This is a genomic window from Sphingomonas sorbitolis (assembly GCF_036663875.1).
Lineage (GTDB): Bacteria > Pseudomonadota > Alphaproteobacteria > Sphingomonadales > Sphingomonadaceae > Sphingomonas.
Map to the genome: position 1 here is coordinate 35,622 of NZ_JAXOJS010000009.1, position 17,150 is coordinate 52,771.

The following is a 17,150-nucleotide window of genomic DNA, read 5'->3' on the forward strand; positions in this document are numbered from 1 at the left end:
TTTCCCGAGCCGCATGATCCGGCTTGGCGTTCCTTGTAATTAACCGAAAGACTGTTGAAAATGACCGGACGTTTGCCTGAGTCTTTGGCTGGCTGGCAGGAGGCGCCGCGTGTGCGGGCTCTGAACGGCAACACGATCAATACCTCAGGCCGCTACGTGCTATGTTGGCTGCAGCAAGCGCTACGGGCGGACGACAATCCTGTCATCGATGCAGCCGTGCGATTGGGCAATGCGCTAAACATCCCTGTGCTGGTTTACCACGGGTTGAGAGAGGATTACCCGTACGCATCAGATCGGCTTCATCGCTTCATTCTTGGTGCAAGCGTGGACCTTACCGAGGGATGTCGAGCCCGCGGCATCGCATGTGTAACCCATGTCGATCGCGCCGAACGACGCGAGAAGGGGCTGGTCTACCGTCTCGCGGCGATATCCGCAGCGGTGATGCTTGAAGACCAGCCTTCGTTCGTTGCTCAGTGGCAAGCGGAGCGGGTAGCTGGAAGAGCAACTGTTCCGGTTTTTGCTGTAAATGCCGCATGCCTCGTGCCCCCTGCAGTGATTGGTGTCGACGTACGGGGTCGGTCAGGTTTTCTACGCCGACACCAGCCGGAGCGTGCCGTCTGGGCTGCGTCTGAGGCTGAAATCGTGCAGACTGATCCTTACGAAGGTGATTTACCGTTTACCCCGGACCGGCTGAATGAGCTCGACCTCGACGCACTGGTTTTGGGCCTAAACGTCGATCACTCGCTTCCAGTTAGCCAGATGCATCCCTGGGGCCGGGTGGCCGCAAAAGAGCGAGTTGCACGCTTGGTGGCCGACGTGCTGCCCAGCTACGCCTCCAAGCGCAACGATGCCACCATAAGCGAGGGAGCCAGCGGCTTATCACCCTACCTGCACTTTGGTGTTCTTGGCCCTCGTGAGATCATGGCTGCGGTCGACAGTGCGTCTGCGGGGAGCCAACATAAACGGAAGTTTGCCGACGAACTGCTCGGTTGGCGCGAGTGGTTCCACTACCAGGCACGCCAATTGAGCTGTCCCGAGCAATATGATCGTATCGCCGCATGGGCTCGTCAGACGTTGACGGAGCATGCCGGCGATGCTCGCCCGGAATGTGAAACCCTGACGGCCCTAGTTGCAGGCGAAACGCGAGACGAGACATGGAATGCCTGTCAGCGCCAATTTCTGGTCGATGGCTGGATGCATAACAACCTGCGAATGTACTGGTGCAAACGGATCATTGCGATGACACCGACACCCGAGGCAGCATGGGCAACCGCTTGCTACCTCAACGACCGGTTCAGTCTCGATGGTCGGGATCCCAGCACATACGGCAACATTGCCGCCATGTTTGCAGGCACACCGGCAGATCGAGAACGTCCGGTTTACGGACGCGTCACAACGCGCGGTGACGGTTCTACACGACATAGGGAAGGCGGCAGCGAGTGGCTCGCGGCTGCCGCATCGCGCCCAATACCTAGGGTATCAGTTCCGATTACCGTGCCGGTGGATGCATACCTTACCGGTACACCGACAGTTTGACGCTAAATAAAGGCCAGCGCGCGTTGTGGTTGAGCGGAGTGGACAGCTTGTGTTGGTCATAGCTGGCTTCGCTCAACGTTAGGCTTTAGTCAGCCAGTTATTCGGCCTCCGCGTCGGTATCCATGTCATCGCGACCCGCTTTCGCAAGATCCTCAACCTTATGGTCGCCGCCAGTTTCGCCGGTCTGATCGCCGGTCGTCGTTCCGGTCGGGTTCTGCTTCTTAACGTCGTCGGCGGGGCTCGCGCCCTCGTCGGAGTTCGGTTCGCTGTCGCTCATGATCCGCTCCTATGTGGGATATTGATAACGCTCGACTGGAGCGGGCAGGCCCGACCCGTCGTCCTAACTTCCGTCAACCCCGCGCGCTCTCGTATGCAGGATCGGCTGCTAGCGGATATGCTCCATCTTGAGCCCTTTGGCCTTTACCTTCTTCCACTCGCGATCGGCAGTAAGGGCGGGAACGCCAAGTAGGATTGCAAGCGCAAGACAGGAGCGATCACCAAGGCCGCGTCCAAATTCCCTCGTTTGCGTGTGCAGCTCAGCGGCCGCATACGCTGCCTCCACGTCGTGAGGACGGACATCGAGACGAAGCTCGTCAAGGATCTCGCGGATAGTGGCTGCGCCCAAACCACCAAGCAGGAGTTCCTTGATAACCTCCTGTAGGTTGACGGCGGAGATCGCTGCTCGTCCGACGTAAGGTGTGACCTTGTCGGCGCCTGGCTCATCCCGGACCAGCGCCAGCACCGCGGATGCATCCATCACAACAGACGTCATGCCCGATCGACCTGCCGGTCCAAATGCGAAGACTCGCCTGCCTCGGTGACGGCCTCTGCTTTACGATCAGATAAAAAGTCGTCGATTGTTCGGGCCTGCTTGGCATGCTCCCGATAAAGCGCCTGAGCGCGAGAAACCCCGTGACCGATCGGCGACAGACGGACCTGGTCGTCCTCAACAGTCAAGATGACCTTCGCATCTCCGCGGAGCCCCATCGCCTTGCGAACCGATGCCGGCAGGATCATCCGACCGTTACTAGCCACTTTAACGTCTATGGACTGGGTAGCCATCGCGGCGATCCTCCTAAGTGCTTCCGAGGAGCTCATGCCACTTTGTGCGATGTGACACAATGCGAGCTTCGGCATCAGGCCTTCACTACCACGCCATCTTCGTCAGTCTGGGTATGCCCTGAGTAGGCATAGGGTTTGGTACACAAAACACGTTCAAACAGGGTCGGTAGCAGCGAAATTGAACACCTCATTCAAGAGGTCTAGACCCTGCTTGCACACATTAGGGAGGCGTCTGGCTTACCCGAATGGATCGCTGGGTCAGCCTCTGCCTTTACAGGGCAATCACGGTATTCGTAGTAGATGGCATGAGGGTCGGCACGCATTGCATGTTTGAACCCTGTTTTCGCGACTGCCATCAGATCAACGTCAGTCAGATCGCGGCAATCGATCCACCATTTGGCGTCAGTGACCCGGAGGCATGCGTTACAGTCGGCGTCGCTATTCAGGTTGATTAGCGCTGCAAGCCGCTTGGTCCTGATCGCCGACGCCCAGCTGATTTGCCGATCGGTGCCGGTTAGCGGTACAAGATCAAGGTGTGAGACAGCAGCGCTGCTTACCGCTGATGCAGCGGCTTCCTCTGCTCGCTTTTCCGCAACGAAGCAGTCTCGACAGGTCGTCGTCTTCAGCCATTTGGCTTTCCGTTCCTGCTGACTTTCAAAGCCGGTAAGATAGTGAGCCTGCTCGTGACCGCAGGCATGAATGATCCGCTGTTCCATGGTTGGGATGATGGCTGTTCGTGGTTTGTGCGCAACGGCATTGAGTCAGGGTGAATCGGAATCGCGCTCAGTGGCTGACGACCGAGCCAAATGCATCCTCGACCGGCCAAGCTGGTGCGAGGCCGTCAACGCTTACGAAATCTGAGCCAACCAACGTACCGATAAACCGGACGCGCTCTTTGACCAAATTCAGCCCAGCGTGGACGCAAGAGCTACCTCCGCATAGTTTGCTGCCTTCAAAGGCTAATGTTGCGTCGTGCCATTTCGAGGAATGCCATATCGCCGATCGGGGCGCGGGGCTCGGCTTTGAATATGTCGGCGAGATCGAGCAGATCCTCGTCGGCAAGGTCGATGATGGATGTCTCGATTTTTGCAAGGCGTTCGACCGCGCGAACACTGCGACCGGTCAGCCGCTTCCTTTTTGTCTTAAGCATACGCTTTCCTACCAAGAGCACCCTTACCGTCCAGGCTTCCGGATCCATGTATGTCAGGTAAAGGTTGCCGAATGAGCGTATCGCAAACTGAGTCATTTCGTAACGCCGCTGCCAAAGAACGGTCCGAGGCGGAGCGGTCCTTGCTACCGCTTGTTCGAGCACGTCATCTTCGATCCGCGGAGGCATGGGACGCGATGGCCGCGCAGGGGGAGCTTCTTGAGCGTCTGGCGCAGGTGAACGCGGAAACTCGCGAGAAACAGCCCTATCACCGACGTCCTTTGGTCGAGAATACGTAGGGTCGTGCTTCCGTGCCGTAATCGCTCGTCGGACCGTCGAGAAAGCTGGGAATGTCTGTTTTTTGACGTCGGCGTAAAGAGCCGATCTTTGCATGCGGACCGTCTGCATTTAGGCAAAACTGGTGGAAAGCTGCCCGTCCGCTTTCGGGCGACGAACGGCGTAAATAGCCGTTAGGTCAGATGATGGGCAGCCGCCTATCCCCTAACTGCTCGCACAATTACCTATTTCGTGCAGCTTCGGGACCGCGTCGCCTTCGGTCATAACAACGGGCACAATAGTGCCGTCGGCGCCGTAGCATACCCGGTCAATCGCAACTTGGCGTTCGCCCTTGAGCGGCGCCGGACCGGGCGGCTGGTCCCAACGATGATACACGATCAACCACTCGTCCTCTGATGTGCGGACGAAGCTGTGGTGACCCGGCCCTTGATGCTGCGTGTCGCTCGTCAGGATTGCGCCGCGGTAGCGCCATGGGCCGATCGGGGAGGGCGCCGTTGCGTAATGGACCGAGTAATCGGGGCGGTTCCAGTGACCATGGCTGTACGAGAGATAATAGACGCCGTTCCACTCGTGCACGAACGCGCCTTCGGTGAAATTGGGCGGCTGATGTATCGGGATTTCGCGCGCGAGACTGACCATGTCGCGACCGAGTTCCCAGACACGCAGTTTCGCGCCGGCGCTGCCGCCGGCGTAGAGATAGGCCTTGCCGGACCGTGGGTCGACGAATGCCATCGGGTCGATCGCCTCGAACTCTCCGTTCGCCTGACGACCGCCGGTAACCAATGGGCGTCCGCTGTCGCGGTACGGGCCTTGCGGTGCGTCCGCGACGGCAACGCCGATCCGGCTCGGTGTCGGGTTCTGCGGCCCGACTGAGTAATAGAGATACCATTTGCCGCCCCGCGTCGCGACGCCCGGCGCCCACAGGAAATGTGCCTTTGCGCCGTCGTCGCCGATCCAGCGGATCTGATCGCGGCGCAGGATCTCGCCACGGGCGGTCCAGGTCTTGAGATCACGAGACGAAAAGGCACCGAACCGGTCCGCGGCCCAGCTTCCGCCCGGACCGCCGGTCGGGAAGATCCACATCTCGCCGTCGATCATCATCGCATGCGGGTCGGCGCCTTGGAACACCGGGTTGCGGGCGAGTCCTGGCGAGGCCGTGACCAAGGCGACACCGATCGCGCTGGCGATCCACGGTCCCCAACGCCGCGTCATTGCGCTGCCTGCCCATAATCGAGCACGAACACTGGCCCGAGGTCGAGCACCTGCTTGGCGACATCGAGGTGCAATGCAGCGTTGAGCTGCCGCGGACCATAGTCCTGATCTGCGACGCCTTTCACCTGATACATCTTCCACTCGGGGGTCACCTCGAACGACTTGTCGAAGATCGCCCGAACGACCGGTGTTGCCTCCAACTGAACCCGGCCGATCTTGCCGGGCGCGCCGTTTTCGGTTTCCTCCGCGCGGGCCCAGAAGGCGACAACAATCTGGTCGCCTTTCCGGATCGCTTTCAGGACCGGGGTGGTCACGCCAATCCGCCAGAAATCCACATGGCCCTTCAACGGCACGCGCAGGGCCTTGCCGAACTGCACGCCCTTGTCGGCGCGCACGGTTGGCGGAAGACGCAACCCGTACGGATTGAGTGCCTCCACCCGAGGATCGTTGACCAGCCGATCAGCCATGCTCGGTGTGTCGGCCGCCAGGATTGGCGTGGCCGACAGCATGGTCAACCCAAGCGCCGCGAAGAAAGCAATCCGCACGATAGTATCTCCCCAACAGCTGTGGTGTTCAGAACCGAAACCGGACGCCGAGCGAGTACGTGCGCTCGAGATAGAAGATCTGGCGTGCGAACTGATCGCCGGCGTCATCGAACTGGCGATAGCGTCGGATCGGATTGCCCAGCACGTTGACGATGTCGAACGCCAGCGTGACGCTCGGAACCGGCGTGACCGTTGCAGACAAATCGAGTTGCCCGCGCGCCTTCTCGATCACCCCGCCAGTGCGTTGTGCGCCGTTGACGTCGACGTCGAGCGGCTCCTGGCTGTAATATTGCACGAAGTCCGAGCGAAAATTATACGCGACCCGCGCCGAGAAGAACGGCCGTTCGTACAGCCCGACCAGATTGTACGTCCATTTCGATACGCCGTTGAAGCGCTGCTGCTGGCCGGCGACGTTGGGGGACGTCGCAAGCGTCGATGCCAGATCGCCCTTCGAGTCGACATAGGTGCCGTTGGCCTGCAGGCCGAAGCCCTTCGCCCAATCGGGCAGGCCGTCGATGTCGAGGAAGCTCGTAAAGCCGACTTCGACACCCTGGAACCGCGTCACGCCGGTGTTTTCGGGCTGGGTGAAGCGCACGCGGCCATAAGTGGGGTCGGTGGTGAAGACGGTCGTGTTCGAGATGAAGCCCTGCGCATCACGGCGGAAGATCGCGCCGGTCAGCGAACCGGTCCGCGAGAAATACCATTCGAGGCTCGCGTCATAGTTGTTCGACGTCAGCGGCGACAGGTTCGGGTTGCCCGCCGTAATATTGCGCGCGTTGCTATTGGGATCGTTCGTGTTCGGCGGATTGTTCGGATCGATCGTCGGCGGTGATCCGACGGTCAGCGCCGGATTGAGGTCGAAGAAGTTCGGCCGGGTCCGGGTCTGCGTGTAGGCGAGCCGCAATTGCAGTTCATCGGTGGCGGCGACGCGGGCGCTGACGTTCGGCAGGTAGTCGGTGTATTCGTTCTTCGCGGTGATCGGCGTGATGACGAAGTTTCCGGGGGTCTGTTCGTCGCGCAGGAAGCCGCTAATCTGGTTCTTTGTGCGGATCGCGCGCAAACCGACGACGCCGTCGACGACAACGCTGCCGATGTCGAAACCGTATTTGACCTGTGCATAGGCCGCCAAGGCCTTTTCGTTCGCGCGGAAATTCTCCGATGGATTGAACTCCGGTCGTCCTGCCGGCGCACCGTAGAAGCTTCGCAAGGCGACGAGATTATCGCGGATGCTGCTCGAGGGGATCGCGGTGAACGTGTGGATCGGCAGCGTGTTGTTATAGCCGAACCCAGCGAGCGTGCTCTCGGTGGTCACCGGCAGCGCGGTGATGGGGATCTGAGCCGGCAGGTTGAAGATATAGGGCGCGCCGCGATCTCGGTTGGCGTCGCGGTCATTGTAGCGAACACCGAACTGCAGGCGCTTCAGCAGGCCTTCGCCGATGTCGTACTGGACGTCGACGCGCGACTGGATGTCCTTGCCGCCGACCTTGGTATATTCCTGGAAGAAGCCGCGGCTGAGGTAATTGGCGGGGTCGGTCAGGTTGAACGTGCCAAGGTCGAAACTCGGGCCCCCGTCGGTTCCTGATGACTCGAACACGACGTTGCGGACCGGCGAACTGCGGAACGTGTAGTCGATGTTGACCGCATCGAACGTGTAGGTGCTGTCGGTATAGGCGATGTCACCCGAGATCTGGAGCTTGTCGTGTTTCCAGATCGCGCCACCGCCAGCCTGATACGTATTGGTCGTCCCGTTGGCCGATCCGTAATAGCCATCGGGGGCATTGGCACCCGAAACGGTCGCGCTTTGCGCGACGTTCGGGTTGCCGGGGCGCGTGGTCAGGTTGTTCAGCTGAAAATCGGCGCCACCGAAGTTTGGCACGAACATGAACCGGTTGGAGTCGCGTCCACGATAGCCCTGGTAGAGACCGTCGGCATAGATTTCGAGTTCCGGCGTCGGCTTCCACTGGAATGCGGCATTGGCGGACGGGCGCCAGCGTCTTCCATAGCCGAGGAAGAGCGATTGCGCGTCGGGATAGCGCACCCCGCCGGTCGTGCCGGGGGCATTCACGGCATTGGTGGTGGCAACGACCAGCGATTGCTCGCGCGTCGAATCCAAGAAATTGATGCCGACATAGGACGCGTTGACGAGCAGGCCCATCTCGCCGATCCCGGTGTTCCAGCGGTCGCTGACGAGCAGATTGCCGTTCCACGACATCTTGCCCGACTGTTGCCAGTTCACCCCGTTCAGCGATCCCGACAGTTCGAAGCCGTTGAAGTCGAAGGGGCGGCGACCGCGGACGTTGACCTGGCCGCCGATGCCGCCCTCGATCAGGTTGGCGGTACCCGATTTATAGACTTCGAGCGCTGCGACCGTGCCGGCGGGGAAATCCTGGATCTGGACGAAGCGCCCCTCGGCTGTGAAGATTTCGCGGCCGTTATAGGTGGTGCTGAGATCGGGCAGGCCGCGCACCGTGACGCCCGCCGACTCACCGCCACCGCGCGTCACCTGCACGCCCGACACGCGTGCGAGCGCGGACGACGCGAACGTATCCGGCAGCTTGCCGATGTCCTCGGCGACGATCGCATCGACGATGCCGTCGGAATTGCGCTTGATCGCCTGCGCCGACTGGAGACTGCGACGAAGGCCGGTGACGACGATCTCGCCGTCGCCCTCGGTCGGGCTTTCCTGGAGCGACGGTTGTGGTGCGGCGGGGTTGGCATTCTGGTCCGAAGCCGTAGTCGGTTTGGGCAGGTCCTGGCCGCCGACCTTGGTCTTCCCGGTCGCATTGTCGGAAATTTGTGCGGTTGCCGGCGTCACGGTAGCCAGCGTCATCGCGGCTACGGATGCGCACAAGCGTGCTTTCGTATTCATATCTCTCTCCCCCTAAGTGTCGATGGTTCTCCATGCGACTTGGCGTCACGCTAAAACGATCAAACGCCGTATTCAATTGTTTTGTAGGACAAGACTTCAACAATCTTTGCGGGGTCTTGTGGATCCGAGGCATGGCCCGCTAGGGTTGCGGCGGATGCGGCAACCGCACCGCGGTGACGTTGCGTATCGTCGACACGACGAGCGGCGAACCCGTTGAACAAGAGAGGAACGCCAGTGCAACATGGCAATTTAGCGTGGATATCCGCAAAGCGAACCGGGGTTTGTCGGACCGGAAGAATCGCGGCTGCTAGAAAATCACTCTGTCTCGTCTTGCTCGCTACCGCTGCGCTAGCCGCAAGTCCGGCCGACGCTCGGACGCGCTGGACCGAGACGCAGGCGAAAACCTGGTACGCGGCACAGCCCTGGCTGGTCGGCGCCAACTACGCGCCCGCGACCGCGATCAACCAGCTCGAGATGTGGCAGGCGACGACCTGGGATCCCAAGCGGATCGATTACGAACTCGGTCTTGCGCAGGGCATCGGCATGAACACGATGCGCGTGTTCCTCCACGATCAGCTCTGGCAGCAGGATCCGGAAGGCTTCAAGCAGCGGATCGACGCGTTCCTGACGATGGCCAAGGCGCGCAAGATCAAGCCGTTGTTCGTGCTGTTCGACAGTTGCTGGGATCCCGATCCGAAACTCGGGCCACAGCATCCGCCGATCCCCGGCGTGCATAATTCGGGCTGGGTGCAGGGCCCCGGCATGCCGGGCCTGCGCGATCGCACGCGCTATGCCGGCTACAAGGCCTATGTGCAGGGCGTGATCGGCGCGTTCGCGAAGGACGACCGGATACTCGGTTGGGACGTCTGGAACGAACCCGACAATGGCGCCGATCAATATAAGGGGCAGGATGGCAAGGAGCCGCTGGTCCGCGCGCTGCTGGCGCAGGTGTTCGACTGGGCACGCGATGCCGATCCGTCGCAGCCGCTTACCTCCGGGGTGTGGATCGGCGACGACTGGACGCCGGGCGGCAAGACGTCGCCGATGGAAAAGCTCCAGCTCGCGCAATCGGACGTGGTCACGTTCCACGACTATAGCTGGCCCGAGACGTTCGAGCGGCGGATTAAACAGCTGCTCGCCTATAATCGTCCGGTGATCTGCACCGAGTATATGGCGCGTGGCAACGGCTCGACCTTCGATGGATCGCTGCCGATCGGCAAGCGCTACAATGTCGGGATGATCAACTGGGGGTTCGTCGATGGGAAGACGCAGACGCGGCTACCCTGGGACAGCTGGCAGAAACCGTATGTCCTGGCCGAGCCGACGATCTGGTTTCACGAGGTGTTCCGGAACGACGGCACGCCGTATCGGCAGGCCGAGACCGATCTGATCCGGCGAATGAGTGCAGCGCCGAAGGGCGTCGTACCGGTGGCGCCGTCCGATAGTCCGGCCGTACGTCGCCAGCGGTAGGCGGCGTGCAGCATGGCTATCCCAAGGGATAGCGATGCTGCATACGTCCTAGTGATTGTCGCGCGGTAGGCCCATCGTCTGCGCGATCCGCTGATACTTCTCGGCGCCTTCGAGGATCGCGCCGGTCTCCATCTGGCCAACCGTGGCGCGCTGGATTTCCTGCCAAGGCGTCTGCGAGCGCGGGAAGGCGTAGCCGCCCGCCTCGGTCAGCGCTCGGCGGCGCTCGGCCAGGTCCTCGTCGGAGATCAGCACGTTGGCCGATCCCTTGGCGAGATCGATGCGAACCCGGTCACCGGTCCGGATCAGCGCGAGACCACCCATCGCCGCCGCCTCCGGCGAGGCGTTGAGGATCGAGGGCGACCCCGACGTGCCCGACTGACGACCGTCGCCGATGCAGGGGAGGGCATGCACACCCTCGCGGATCAGATACGCCGGCGGCCGCATGTTCACGACCTCGGCCGCACCCGGATAGCCGATCGGGCCGGCGCCACGCATGAACAGCAACGTGTCGGTCGTGATGCCGAGCGAGGGATCATCGATCCGGTGATGGTAATCCTCCGGCCCGTCAAATACGACCGCGGGGCCTTCGAAGGCTTCTGGATCGGCGGGGTTGGACAGATAACGCTCGCGGAACTCCGGTGAGATCACGCTGGTCTTCATGATCGCGCTGTCGAACAGGTTGCCGCGCAGCACGATGAAGCCGGCATCTTCCAGCAACGGCGTGGCGAACGGACGGATGACGCGCTCGTCCTCGATCGTCGCGGTCCGGCAATTGTCGCCGATCGACTTGCCGTTCGCGGTCATCGCGTCTTCGTGGATCAGCCCCTGCTTCATCAGCTCGGCGACCACCGCGGGGACGCCGCCGGCATGATAATAATCCTCGCCGAGATACTCTCCGGCGGGCTGCAGGTTGACCATCAGCGGCACCTTGTGGCCGTGCGTCTGCCAGTCGTCGATCGGCAGGTCGACGCCGATGTGACGCGCGATCGCGGCAAGATGGATCGGCGCGTTGGTCGAGCCGCCGATCGCCGAATTGACGACGATCGCGTTGTGGAACGCCTCCTTGGTCAGGATGTCGCTGGGCTTGAGATCCTCGGCGACCATGGCGACGATGCGCTTGCCGGTGCGATAGGCGACCTCCTGGCGGTCGCGGTACGGCGCGGGGATCGCGGCCGAGCCGGGCAGCTGCATGCCGAGCGCCTCAGCGAGGCTGTTCATCGTCGTCGCGGTGCCCATCGTGTTGCAGTAACCCGTTGATGGTGCCGACGAGGCGACGAGCTTGATGAAGCCCTCGTCGTCGATCGCGCCGGTCGCGAGCAGCTCGCGCGCCTTCCACACGATCGTACCCGAGCCAGTCCGCTCGCCCTTGTGCCAGCCGTTGAGCATCGGCCCCACCGACAGCGCGATCGCCGGAATGTTCACGGTCGCGGCCGCCATCAGGCAGGCGGGTGTCGTCTTGTCGCAGCCGATCGTCAGCACGACGCCGTCGAGCGGATAGCCGTAGAGCACCTCGACCAGCGCCAGATAGGCGAGGTTGCGGTCGAGCCCGGCGGTCGGGCGCTTGCCGGTTTCCTGGATCGGGTGGACCGGGAATTCGAGCGCGATGCCACCCGCCTCACGGATGCCTTCGCGCAGCCGTTCGGCCAGCACGAGGTGATGGCGGTTGCACGGCGACAGGTCGCTGCCGGTCTGCGCGATGCCGATGATCGGCTTGCCCGAGCGCAGTTCCTCGAGGCTCAGCCCGAAGTTCAGATAGCGCTCGAGATAGAGCGCGGTCATGTCGATATTCTCGGGGTTGTCGAACCACGCGCGGCTTCGGAGTTTTGGTGTGTCGGTCATCGAGAGGCTTTCTGGGAAGTCGGGGCCGGTATCAGCGGGCGACGGAAACGCGGTAGATCATGCGGTGGTGATAGGGCTTGCCCGGATCGACGCGCGCCGAGCCGAACGCGGGCTGGTTCGGCGTGTCGGGAAACTTCTGTGGTTCGAGCGCGAGGCCGTCGCCCATCCGGTAGACATGGCCCGACTTGCCGACCAGCGACCCGTCTAGGAAATTGCCCGAATAGAATTGTACGCCGGGCTCGGTCGTCAGCACTTCGAGCACGCGACCCGACGCTGGATCTTCCACGCGTGCGGCAAGGCCGGGCTCTGGCGTCGCACCCTTATCGAGCACGAAATTATGGTCCCAGCCGTGGCCGATCACGATCTGCGGATCGCGGCCGTCGCGAATGCCGTCGGACAGCGCGCGGCCTTTAGTAAAGTCGAATACGGTGCCTGCAACCGGCTTCATTTCGCCGGTCGGGATCAGCGTCGCATTGACGGGTGTGTAGCGCCGCGCTGGGATCGTCAGCCGCTGGCCGTAGATCCCGGTCGCCGAACCTTCGCCGGCCAGATCGAACAGCGCGTGGTTGGTCATGTTGACGATCGTCGGTGCGTCGCTGGTCGCGTCGAAGTCGATCGTCAGCGCGCCCTTGTCGTCGAGCGCGTAGGTGACCTTGGCCACCAACGTGCCGGGGTAGCCCTGGTCGCCCGCCGGGCTGGTCAGCGTCATCACGACCTTCGCCTGCGCGCCATTGGTGACCGACACGATCTTCCAGATGTGCTTGTCGAACCCGACCGTGCCGCCGTGCAACGTGTTGGTCTTGTCGTTGAGCGTGATCTGATAGGGCTTGCCGTCGAGTGTGAAGCGACCGCCGGCGATGCGGTTGGCATAGCGGCCGATTGTCTGGCCCCAGAAATTGGGTGCGGTGACGTAGCTTGCGGCATCGTCGTAGCCGAGCGTGATGTCGGCGGTCCTGCCGTTGCGATCGGGTGTGTTCAACGACTGGAGCGTCGCGCCGAGCGTCATGATCCGCGCGCTGACACCATTGGTGCCGGTCAGCGTGACGGCTTCGATCGCGGTGCCGTTGGGTAATTTGCCGAACGATTCGCGCTTCGCGGAGGCCGCCTGCACGGCCTGCGTCGACAACGCCGTCAGCACGGCCGCCACGATGATCCCCGTTTTTTCGATTGCGCGCATTTCGGTTCCCGTCCTTAATCGCTCGACGCCGTTGACGCGCCTTGTTCGGCTATATAGTCGGACAATATATTTCTGAGCAAGCCATGCGGTAAAAGACTGTCGTTCAGTCGCAGACATGGCGCGGAGGGTAAGCGATTATGGCGATGCCGATAGAGATGCGACGGCCCGTCGAGGACGCAGCGACACAGGGTCCGCCGGTGGGCAGTCCCAGTTATCACTCTGCGCTGACGCTGCTCGCCAGCCTGTTCTTCATGTGGGGCTTCATCACCGTCATCAACAACACGCTGCTGCCGCACCTGCGCAGCGTGTTCGACCTCAGCTATACGCAGACGACGCTGATCGAGAGCGTCTGGTTCATCGCTTATTTCTTGGCCTCGATCCCGTCCGCCAAGCTGATCGAGCGGGTCGGCTATCAACGCGCGATGGTGTTCGGGCTCGGCCTGATGGCGGTCGGCGCGCTGATGATGGTGCCCGCCGCGCGGTTGCCGTCCTACGGCGTCACGTTGTTTGCTCTGTTCGTAATCGCCAGCGGCATCACGTTGCTGCAGGTCGCGGCCAATCCTTATGTCGCGGTCGTCGGTCCTCCCGAGACCGCGTCGTCGCGATTGAACCTCGTGCAGGCGTTCAACTCGGCTGGCGCGACGCTGGCGCCGTTGTTCGGCGGCTATCTGATCCTCGGCCGCTCGACCTCGGGCACCGCGGTTGCCGGATCGACCGCGGTGCTGACCCCGGCCGAGCGGCTTGCCGACGCACAGTCGGTGGTGTTGCCGTACCTGATCGTCGCGGGCGTTCTGATGGTGCTCGCGATCGTTATCGCGCGCTTCCCGCTGCCGGCGATGGGTACTGCGACGCAGCGCTCGGCGAAGGCGGATCGCAAGGGGCTGTCGCTGTGGTCGCACCGCAACCTCGTGCTCGGCATCCCGGCGATCTTCATCTACCTGATCGCCGAGATCGGCGTCGCCAACCTGTTCATCAACTTCGTCAGCCAGCCGCAGATCGGCAATCTGACGCACGAGCAGGCCTCGCACTAACTGTTCATCCTGTGGGGCGGGATGATGGTCGGCCGGCTGGTCGGCAGCGTCGTGATGCGCACCATCCCCGCAGAGCGCGTGCTGGCGGTGGCGAGCATCGGCGCGTTCGTCGTGATGCTGATCGCGACCTTCACCACCGGACACGTCGCGATGTGGGCGCTGATCTCGGTCGGGCTGTTCCACTCGATCATGTTCCCGACGATCTTCACGCTCGGCATCCGCGGCCTCGGGCCGCTGACCGAGGAAGGGTCGGGGCTGCTGATCATGGCGATCGCGGGCGGTGCGCTGGTGATCGTCCAGGGCTGGCTCGCCGACACCTACGGGTTGCAGATCTCGTTCCTGCTGACCGCGGCGTGCGAACTCTATATCCTGTTCTATGCGGTGTGGGGCTCGCGCGTGACCGACGCGCTGCCCGATCCTGTCGCCGTTACCTGAAGTGGGGCGCCCTGAGACCGGGGCGCCGATCTAGCGGGCGACTACGCAACGGCGGTGGCGTGCGATCAGCGCGCCATCGCCAGTTTCGTATCCTCCAGCGCCAGATCGACCAGCGTCCGCATCGCCGCGCTGGCGCCGTTAGCATCGCCTGCGGCGATCGCGTCATAGACCAGGACATGATCGGGAATAGGGTTGCGGGGCAGGGCACGCGCACGCTGCTTGAACTGCGTCGTCCAGTTGACCGCGGCACCGATGCTCGCGCTCAGCACGATCAGCGCATCGTTACGGGTCGCCGTCAGCACCGCGTCGTGAAACTCGCGATCCGCCGCGCGCCCGGCTTCGGTGGCCAGCGTATGCCGACGCATGGCCGCCAGCGCGTCCTTCATGATCTTCAGGTCGGTCCGCTCGCGCCGTTCCGCGGCAAGCGCTGCCGCCGCAGGCTCGACGATCGCGCGCAATTCGAACAGCCCTCGAACGAAGGCGATGTCGGGCTCACCGGCAAACGCCCAGGCGAGCACGTCGGGATCGAGCAGGTTCCACCGGCTTCGCGGCAGGACGCGCGTACCGATCTTCGGACGGCTTTCGACCAGTCCCTTGGCGGTCAGGACCTGGACGGCCTCGCGGTAGGCGCTACGCGACACGTCGAGCGTTTTCGAGAACTCGACCTCGCCGGACAGCGTGTCGCCGGGCGCATACTCCCCTGACAATATCGCGGTGCCGAGCTTGTGCGCAACCGCACCGTGAAGGCGCCGACCGGTGCCGCGCGGAACGCGGACGGCCGGGGTTTCATCGTCGTTACCGCCCTCAACAGGCTCCTCAATGTAATCCACTTCCGTCATGCCGCTTGCTCCCTGGGCACGGCGTAACAGTCCCTGTGCGATCTAGGAACGACAAAGATTGCCAAAGCCCGGCGCCGCTTATATGTCGGAGTATAGGGAGTGGATACTATGTCAGACACAAGCACGAGCCAGGCCGAGCGTTCGGCGTTTCGATCCATTGATGCCGCCACCGGACTTGCGGTGGGTAATCCGATCGCGATCCATGGTCCAGCCGACGTCGAGGCCGCCTGCGCCGCCGCCGATGCCGCATTCGATACGTATCGCGCGACCGGCAATGACGCGCGGGCCGATTTCCTCGAGCGGATCGGCGAGGAAATCGTCGCGCTCGGCGACGATCTGATCGCCACCGCGATGCGCGAAAGCGGCTTGCCGCGCGCGCGTCTCGAGGGCGAGCGCGGCCGCACCGTCGGTCAGCTGAAGCTGTTCGCGGGCGTGGTTCGTCGTGGCGGCTGGATGGGGCTGCGGATCGATCCGGCACTGCCCGATCGCGCACCGCTGCCGCGTCCCGATCTGCGGCTGCGGATGATACCGCTCGGCCCGGTCGCGGTGTTTGGCGCAAGCAATTTCCCGCTCGCCTTCTCGACCGCCGGTGGCGACACCGCGTCGGCGCTGGCGGCCGGTTGCCCGGTCGTCGTGAAGGGGCATCCTGCGCATCCCGCGACCGGCGCGATGGTCGCCGGTGCGATCGAGGCTGCGGTCGCGGCCTGCGGCTTGCCGAAGGGCGTGTTCTCGCACCTGGTAGGCCCCGGCAACGATCTCGGCAGCGCGCTGGTGCAGGATCCGCGCATCGCCGCGGTCGGGTTCACTGGTTCGCGCGCGGGCGGCCTAGCGCTCGTCAAGCTGGCACAGGCGCGCGACGTCCCGATCCCGGTCTATGCCGAGATGTCGAGCATCAACCCGGTCGTGCTGTTGCCCGAAGCGCTGAAGGCTCGCGGCGCGGCGCTGGGGACGGCGTTCGTCGGGTCGCTGACGATGGGTGCGGGGCAGTTCTGCACCAACCCAGGCCTAGTGCTTGCGGTCGAAGGCGGGGGGCTCGACGCATTCGTCTCCGCTGCCGCTGCCGCGCTGCCCGAGGCGCCCGCTGCGACGATGCTCACCGGCGGTATCCATGCCGCGTACGAGCAGGGCATCGCCGCACTCGCGAGCCATGCAGCGGTGAAGGAGATTTCGCGCGGCAAAGTCGGCGAAGGCGTCGCACAGGGGCAGGCGGCGTTCTTCGAGACGACCGCCGCGCAGTTCCTGAGCGACAAGGCGCTCGGCCATGAGGTGTTCGGTGCGTCGTCGTTGCTGGTGCGCTGCACGAGCGAGGACGAGCTTCACGCCGTGCTGCGTGCCGCCGAGGGTCAGCTGACCGCGACGATCCAGATGGATGCGGGCGATGCCGACATGGCGACGCGGCTGATCCCGCTGCTCGAACGCAAGGCCGGGCGGATACTCGCCAATGGCTGGCCGACCGGTGTCGAGGTCGCCCATGCGATGTTGCATGGCGGTCCGTTCCCGGCGACGTCGGACGGCCGCACGACCTCGGTCGGTAGCCTCGCGATCGACCGGTTCCTGCGGCCGGTGTCGTACCAGAATCTGCTGCCCGAACTGCTGCCGGAGGTGCTGCGTGACGGCACCACCGCGCCGCGGCTGATCGACGGCGTTCCCGCCAACTGACCTGAAAATATCGGGGACGAACCGTAACAACG

Annotated in this window: 14 protein-coding genes and 1 pseudogene; 4 read left to right on the forward strand and 11 right to left on the reverse strand. The window is 63.1% G+C overall.

What is annotated here, in order from left to right; genetic code table 11:
• Positions 1 to 60: 60 nt before the first annotated feature.
• Positions 61 to 1,536 carry a deoxyribodipyrimidine photo-lyase gene (locus U1763_RS19275; RefSeq protein WP_332756542.1) on the forward strand — a complete coding sequence of 492 codons (1,476 nt, stop codon included), beginning with the start codon at positions 61 to 63 and terminating at the stop codon, positions 1,534 to 1,536.
• Between the two features lie 97 nt (positions 1,537 to 1,633).
• Here U1763_RS19275 and U1763_RS19280 read toward each other — a convergent pair whose 3' ends face one another.
• The 8 genes from U1763_RS19280 to U1763_RS19315 form a co-directional block, all read right to left on the reverse strand.
• A complete protein-coding gene (locus tag U1763_RS19280; protein ID WP_332756543.1) occupies positions 1,634 to 1,813 on the reverse strand; it encodes a hypothetical protein in 180 nt (59 codons plus the stop codon).
• A 108-nt stretch (positions 1,814 to 1,921) separates the two neighbouring features.
• Positions 1,922 to 2,308 carry a type II toxin-antitoxin system VapC family toxin gene (locus U1763_RS19285; RefSeq protein ID WP_332756544.1) on the reverse strand — a complete coding sequence of 129 codons (387 nt, stop codon included), beginning with the start codon at positions 2,306 to 2,308 and terminating at the stop codon, positions 1,922 to 1,924.
• Entirely contained in the window at positions 2,305 to 2,673 is a 369-nt protein-coding gene (locus U1763_RS19290; RefSeq protein WP_332756545.1) for an AbrB/MazE/SpoVT family DNA-binding domain-containing protein, read from the reverse strand. Before U1763_RS19290 ends, U1763_RS19285 begins: the two co-directional genes overlap by 4 nt.
• A gap of 125 nt (positions 2,674 to 2,798) precedes the next feature.
• Complete coding sequence (locus tag U1763_RS19295) at positions 2,799 to 3,314, reverse strand: hypothetical protein (RefSeq protein WP_332756546.1); 516 nt, start codon at positions 3,312 to 3,314, stop codon at positions 2,799 to 2,801.
• Between the two features lie 236 nt (positions 3,315 to 3,550).
• Positions 3,551 to 3,844 (reverse strand): hypothetical protein, encoded by a 294-nt coding sequence (locus U1763_RS19300; protein ID WP_332756547.1) that lies wholly within the window; start codon positions 3,842 to 3,844, stop codon positions 3,551 to 3,553.
• A gap of 402 nt (positions 3,845 to 4,246) precedes the next feature.
• On the reverse strand, positions 4,247 to 5,254 hold the full coding sequence (locus U1763_RS19305; RefSeq protein ID WP_332756548.1) for a family 43 glycosylhydrolase: 1,008 nt from the start codon (positions 5,252 to 5,254) through the stop codon (positions 4,247 to 4,249).
• Positions 5,251 to 5,769 (reverse strand): hypothetical protein, encoded by a 519-nt coding sequence (locus U1763_RS19310; RefSeq protein WP_332756549.1) that lies wholly within the window; start codon positions 5,767 to 5,769, stop codon positions 5,251 to 5,253. Before U1763_RS19310 ends, U1763_RS19305 begins: the two co-directional genes overlap by 4 nt.
• 58 nt (positions 5,770 to 5,827) lie before the next feature.
• Positions 5,828 to 8,668 (reverse strand): TonB-dependent receptor, encoded by a 2,841-nt coding sequence (locus U1763_RS19315; protein ID WP_332756550.1) that lies wholly within the window; start codon positions 8,666 to 8,668, stop codon positions 5,828 to 5,830.
• Positions 8,669 to 8,998: 330 nt separating this feature from the next.
• Between U1763_RS19315 and U1763_RS19320 the strand changes: the two genes are divergently transcribed.
• A complete protein-coding gene (locus tag U1763_RS19320) occupies positions 8,999 to 10,138 on the forward strand; it encodes a cellulase family glycosylhydrolase (RefSeq protein WP_332756551.1) in 1,140 nt (379 codons plus the stop codon).
• A 48-nt stretch (positions 10,139 to 10,186) separates the two neighbouring features.
• Here U1763_RS19320 and U1763_RS19325 read toward each other — a convergent pair whose 3' ends face one another.
• Positions 10,187 to 11,977: an IlvD/Edd family dehydratase gene (locus tag U1763_RS19325; RefSeq protein WP_332756552.1), complete on the reverse strand. Its 1,791-nt coding sequence runs from the start codon at positions 11,975 to 11,977 to the stop codon at positions 10,187 to 10,189.
• Between the two features lie 31 nt (positions 11,978 to 12,008).
• Positions 12,009 to 13,154, reverse strand: coding sequence for an aldose epimerase family protein (locus U1763_RS19330; protein ID WP_332756553.1), 1,146 nt, complete (start codon positions 13,152 to 13,154; stop codon positions 12,009 to 12,011).
• A 155-nt stretch (positions 13,155 to 13,309) separates the two neighbouring features.
• Between U1763_RS19330 and U1763_RS19335 the strand changes: the two are divergent.
• Positions 13,310 to 14,620 (forward strand): annotated as a pseudogene (locus tag U1763_RS19335) (sugar MFS transporter).
• Positions 14,621 to 14,685: 65 nt separating this feature from the next.
• Here U1763_RS19335 and U1763_RS19340 read toward each other — a convergent pair.
• A complete protein-coding gene (locus tag U1763_RS19340) occupies positions 14,686 to 15,459 on the reverse strand; it encodes a FadR/GntR family transcriptional regulator (protein ID WP_332756554.1) in 774 nt (257 codons plus the stop codon).
• A gap of 108 nt (positions 15,460 to 15,567) precedes the next feature.
• Between U1763_RS19340 and U1763_RS19345 the strand changes: the two genes are divergently transcribed.
• Positions 15,568 to 17,118 (forward strand): aldehyde dehydrogenase (NADP(+)), encoded by a 1,551-nt coding sequence (locus tag U1763_RS19345; RefSeq protein ID WP_332756555.1) that lies wholly within the window; start codon positions 15,568 to 15,570, stop codon positions 17,116 to 17,118.
• Positions 17,119 to 17,150 lie beyond the last annotated feature (32 nt).

Bases quoted from the DNA above. Each gene is read 5' to 3' on its own strand.
- U1763_RS19275 (WP_332756542.1), top strand. From the start codon at position 61: ATGACCGGACGTTTGCCTGAGTCTTTGGCTGGCTGGCAGGAGGCGCCG.
- U1763_RS19280 (WP_332756543.1), bottom strand. From the start codon at position 1,813: ATGAGCGACAGCGAACCGAACTCCGACGAGGGCGCGAGCCCCGCCGAC.
- U1763_RS19285 (WP_332756544.1), bottom strand. From the start codon at position 2,308: ATGACGTCTGTTGTGATGGATGCATCCGCGGTGCTGGCGCTGGTCCGG.
- U1763_RS19290 (WP_332756545.1), bottom strand. From the start codon at position 2,673: ATGCCGAAGCTCGCATTGTGTCACATCGCACAAAGTGGCATGAGCTCC.
- U1763_RS19295 (WP_332756546.1), bottom strand. From the start codon at position 3,314: ATGGAACAGCGGATCATTCATGCCTGCGGTCACGAGCAGGCTCACTAT.
- U1763_RS19300 (WP_332756547.1), bottom strand. From the start codon at position 3,844: ATGACTCAGTTTGCGATACGCTCATTCGGCAACCTTTACCTGACATAC.
- U1763_RS19305 (WP_332756548.1), bottom strand. From the start codon at position 5,254: ATGACGCGGCGTTGGGGACCGTGGATCGCCAGCGCGATCGGTGTCGCC.
- U1763_RS19315 (WP_332756550.1), bottom strand. From the start codon at position 8,668: ATGAATACGAAAGCACGCTTGTGCGCATCCGTAGCCGCGATGACGCTG.
- U1763_RS19325 (WP_332756552.1), bottom strand. From the start codon at position 11,977: ATGACCGACACACCAAAACTCCGAAGCCGCGCGTGGTTCGACAACCCC.
- U1763_RS19330 (WP_332756553.1), bottom strand. From the start codon at position 13,154: ATGCGCGCAATCGAAAAAACGGGGATCATCGTGGCGGCCGTGCTGACG.
- U1763_RS19340 (WP_332756554.1), bottom strand. From the start codon at position 15,459: ATGACGGAAGTGGATTACATTGAGGAGCCTGTTGAGGGCGGTAACGAC.
- U1763_RS19345 (WP_332756555.1), top strand. From the start codon at position 15,568: ATGTCAGACACAAGCACGAGCCAGGCCGAGCGTTCGGCGTTTCGATCC.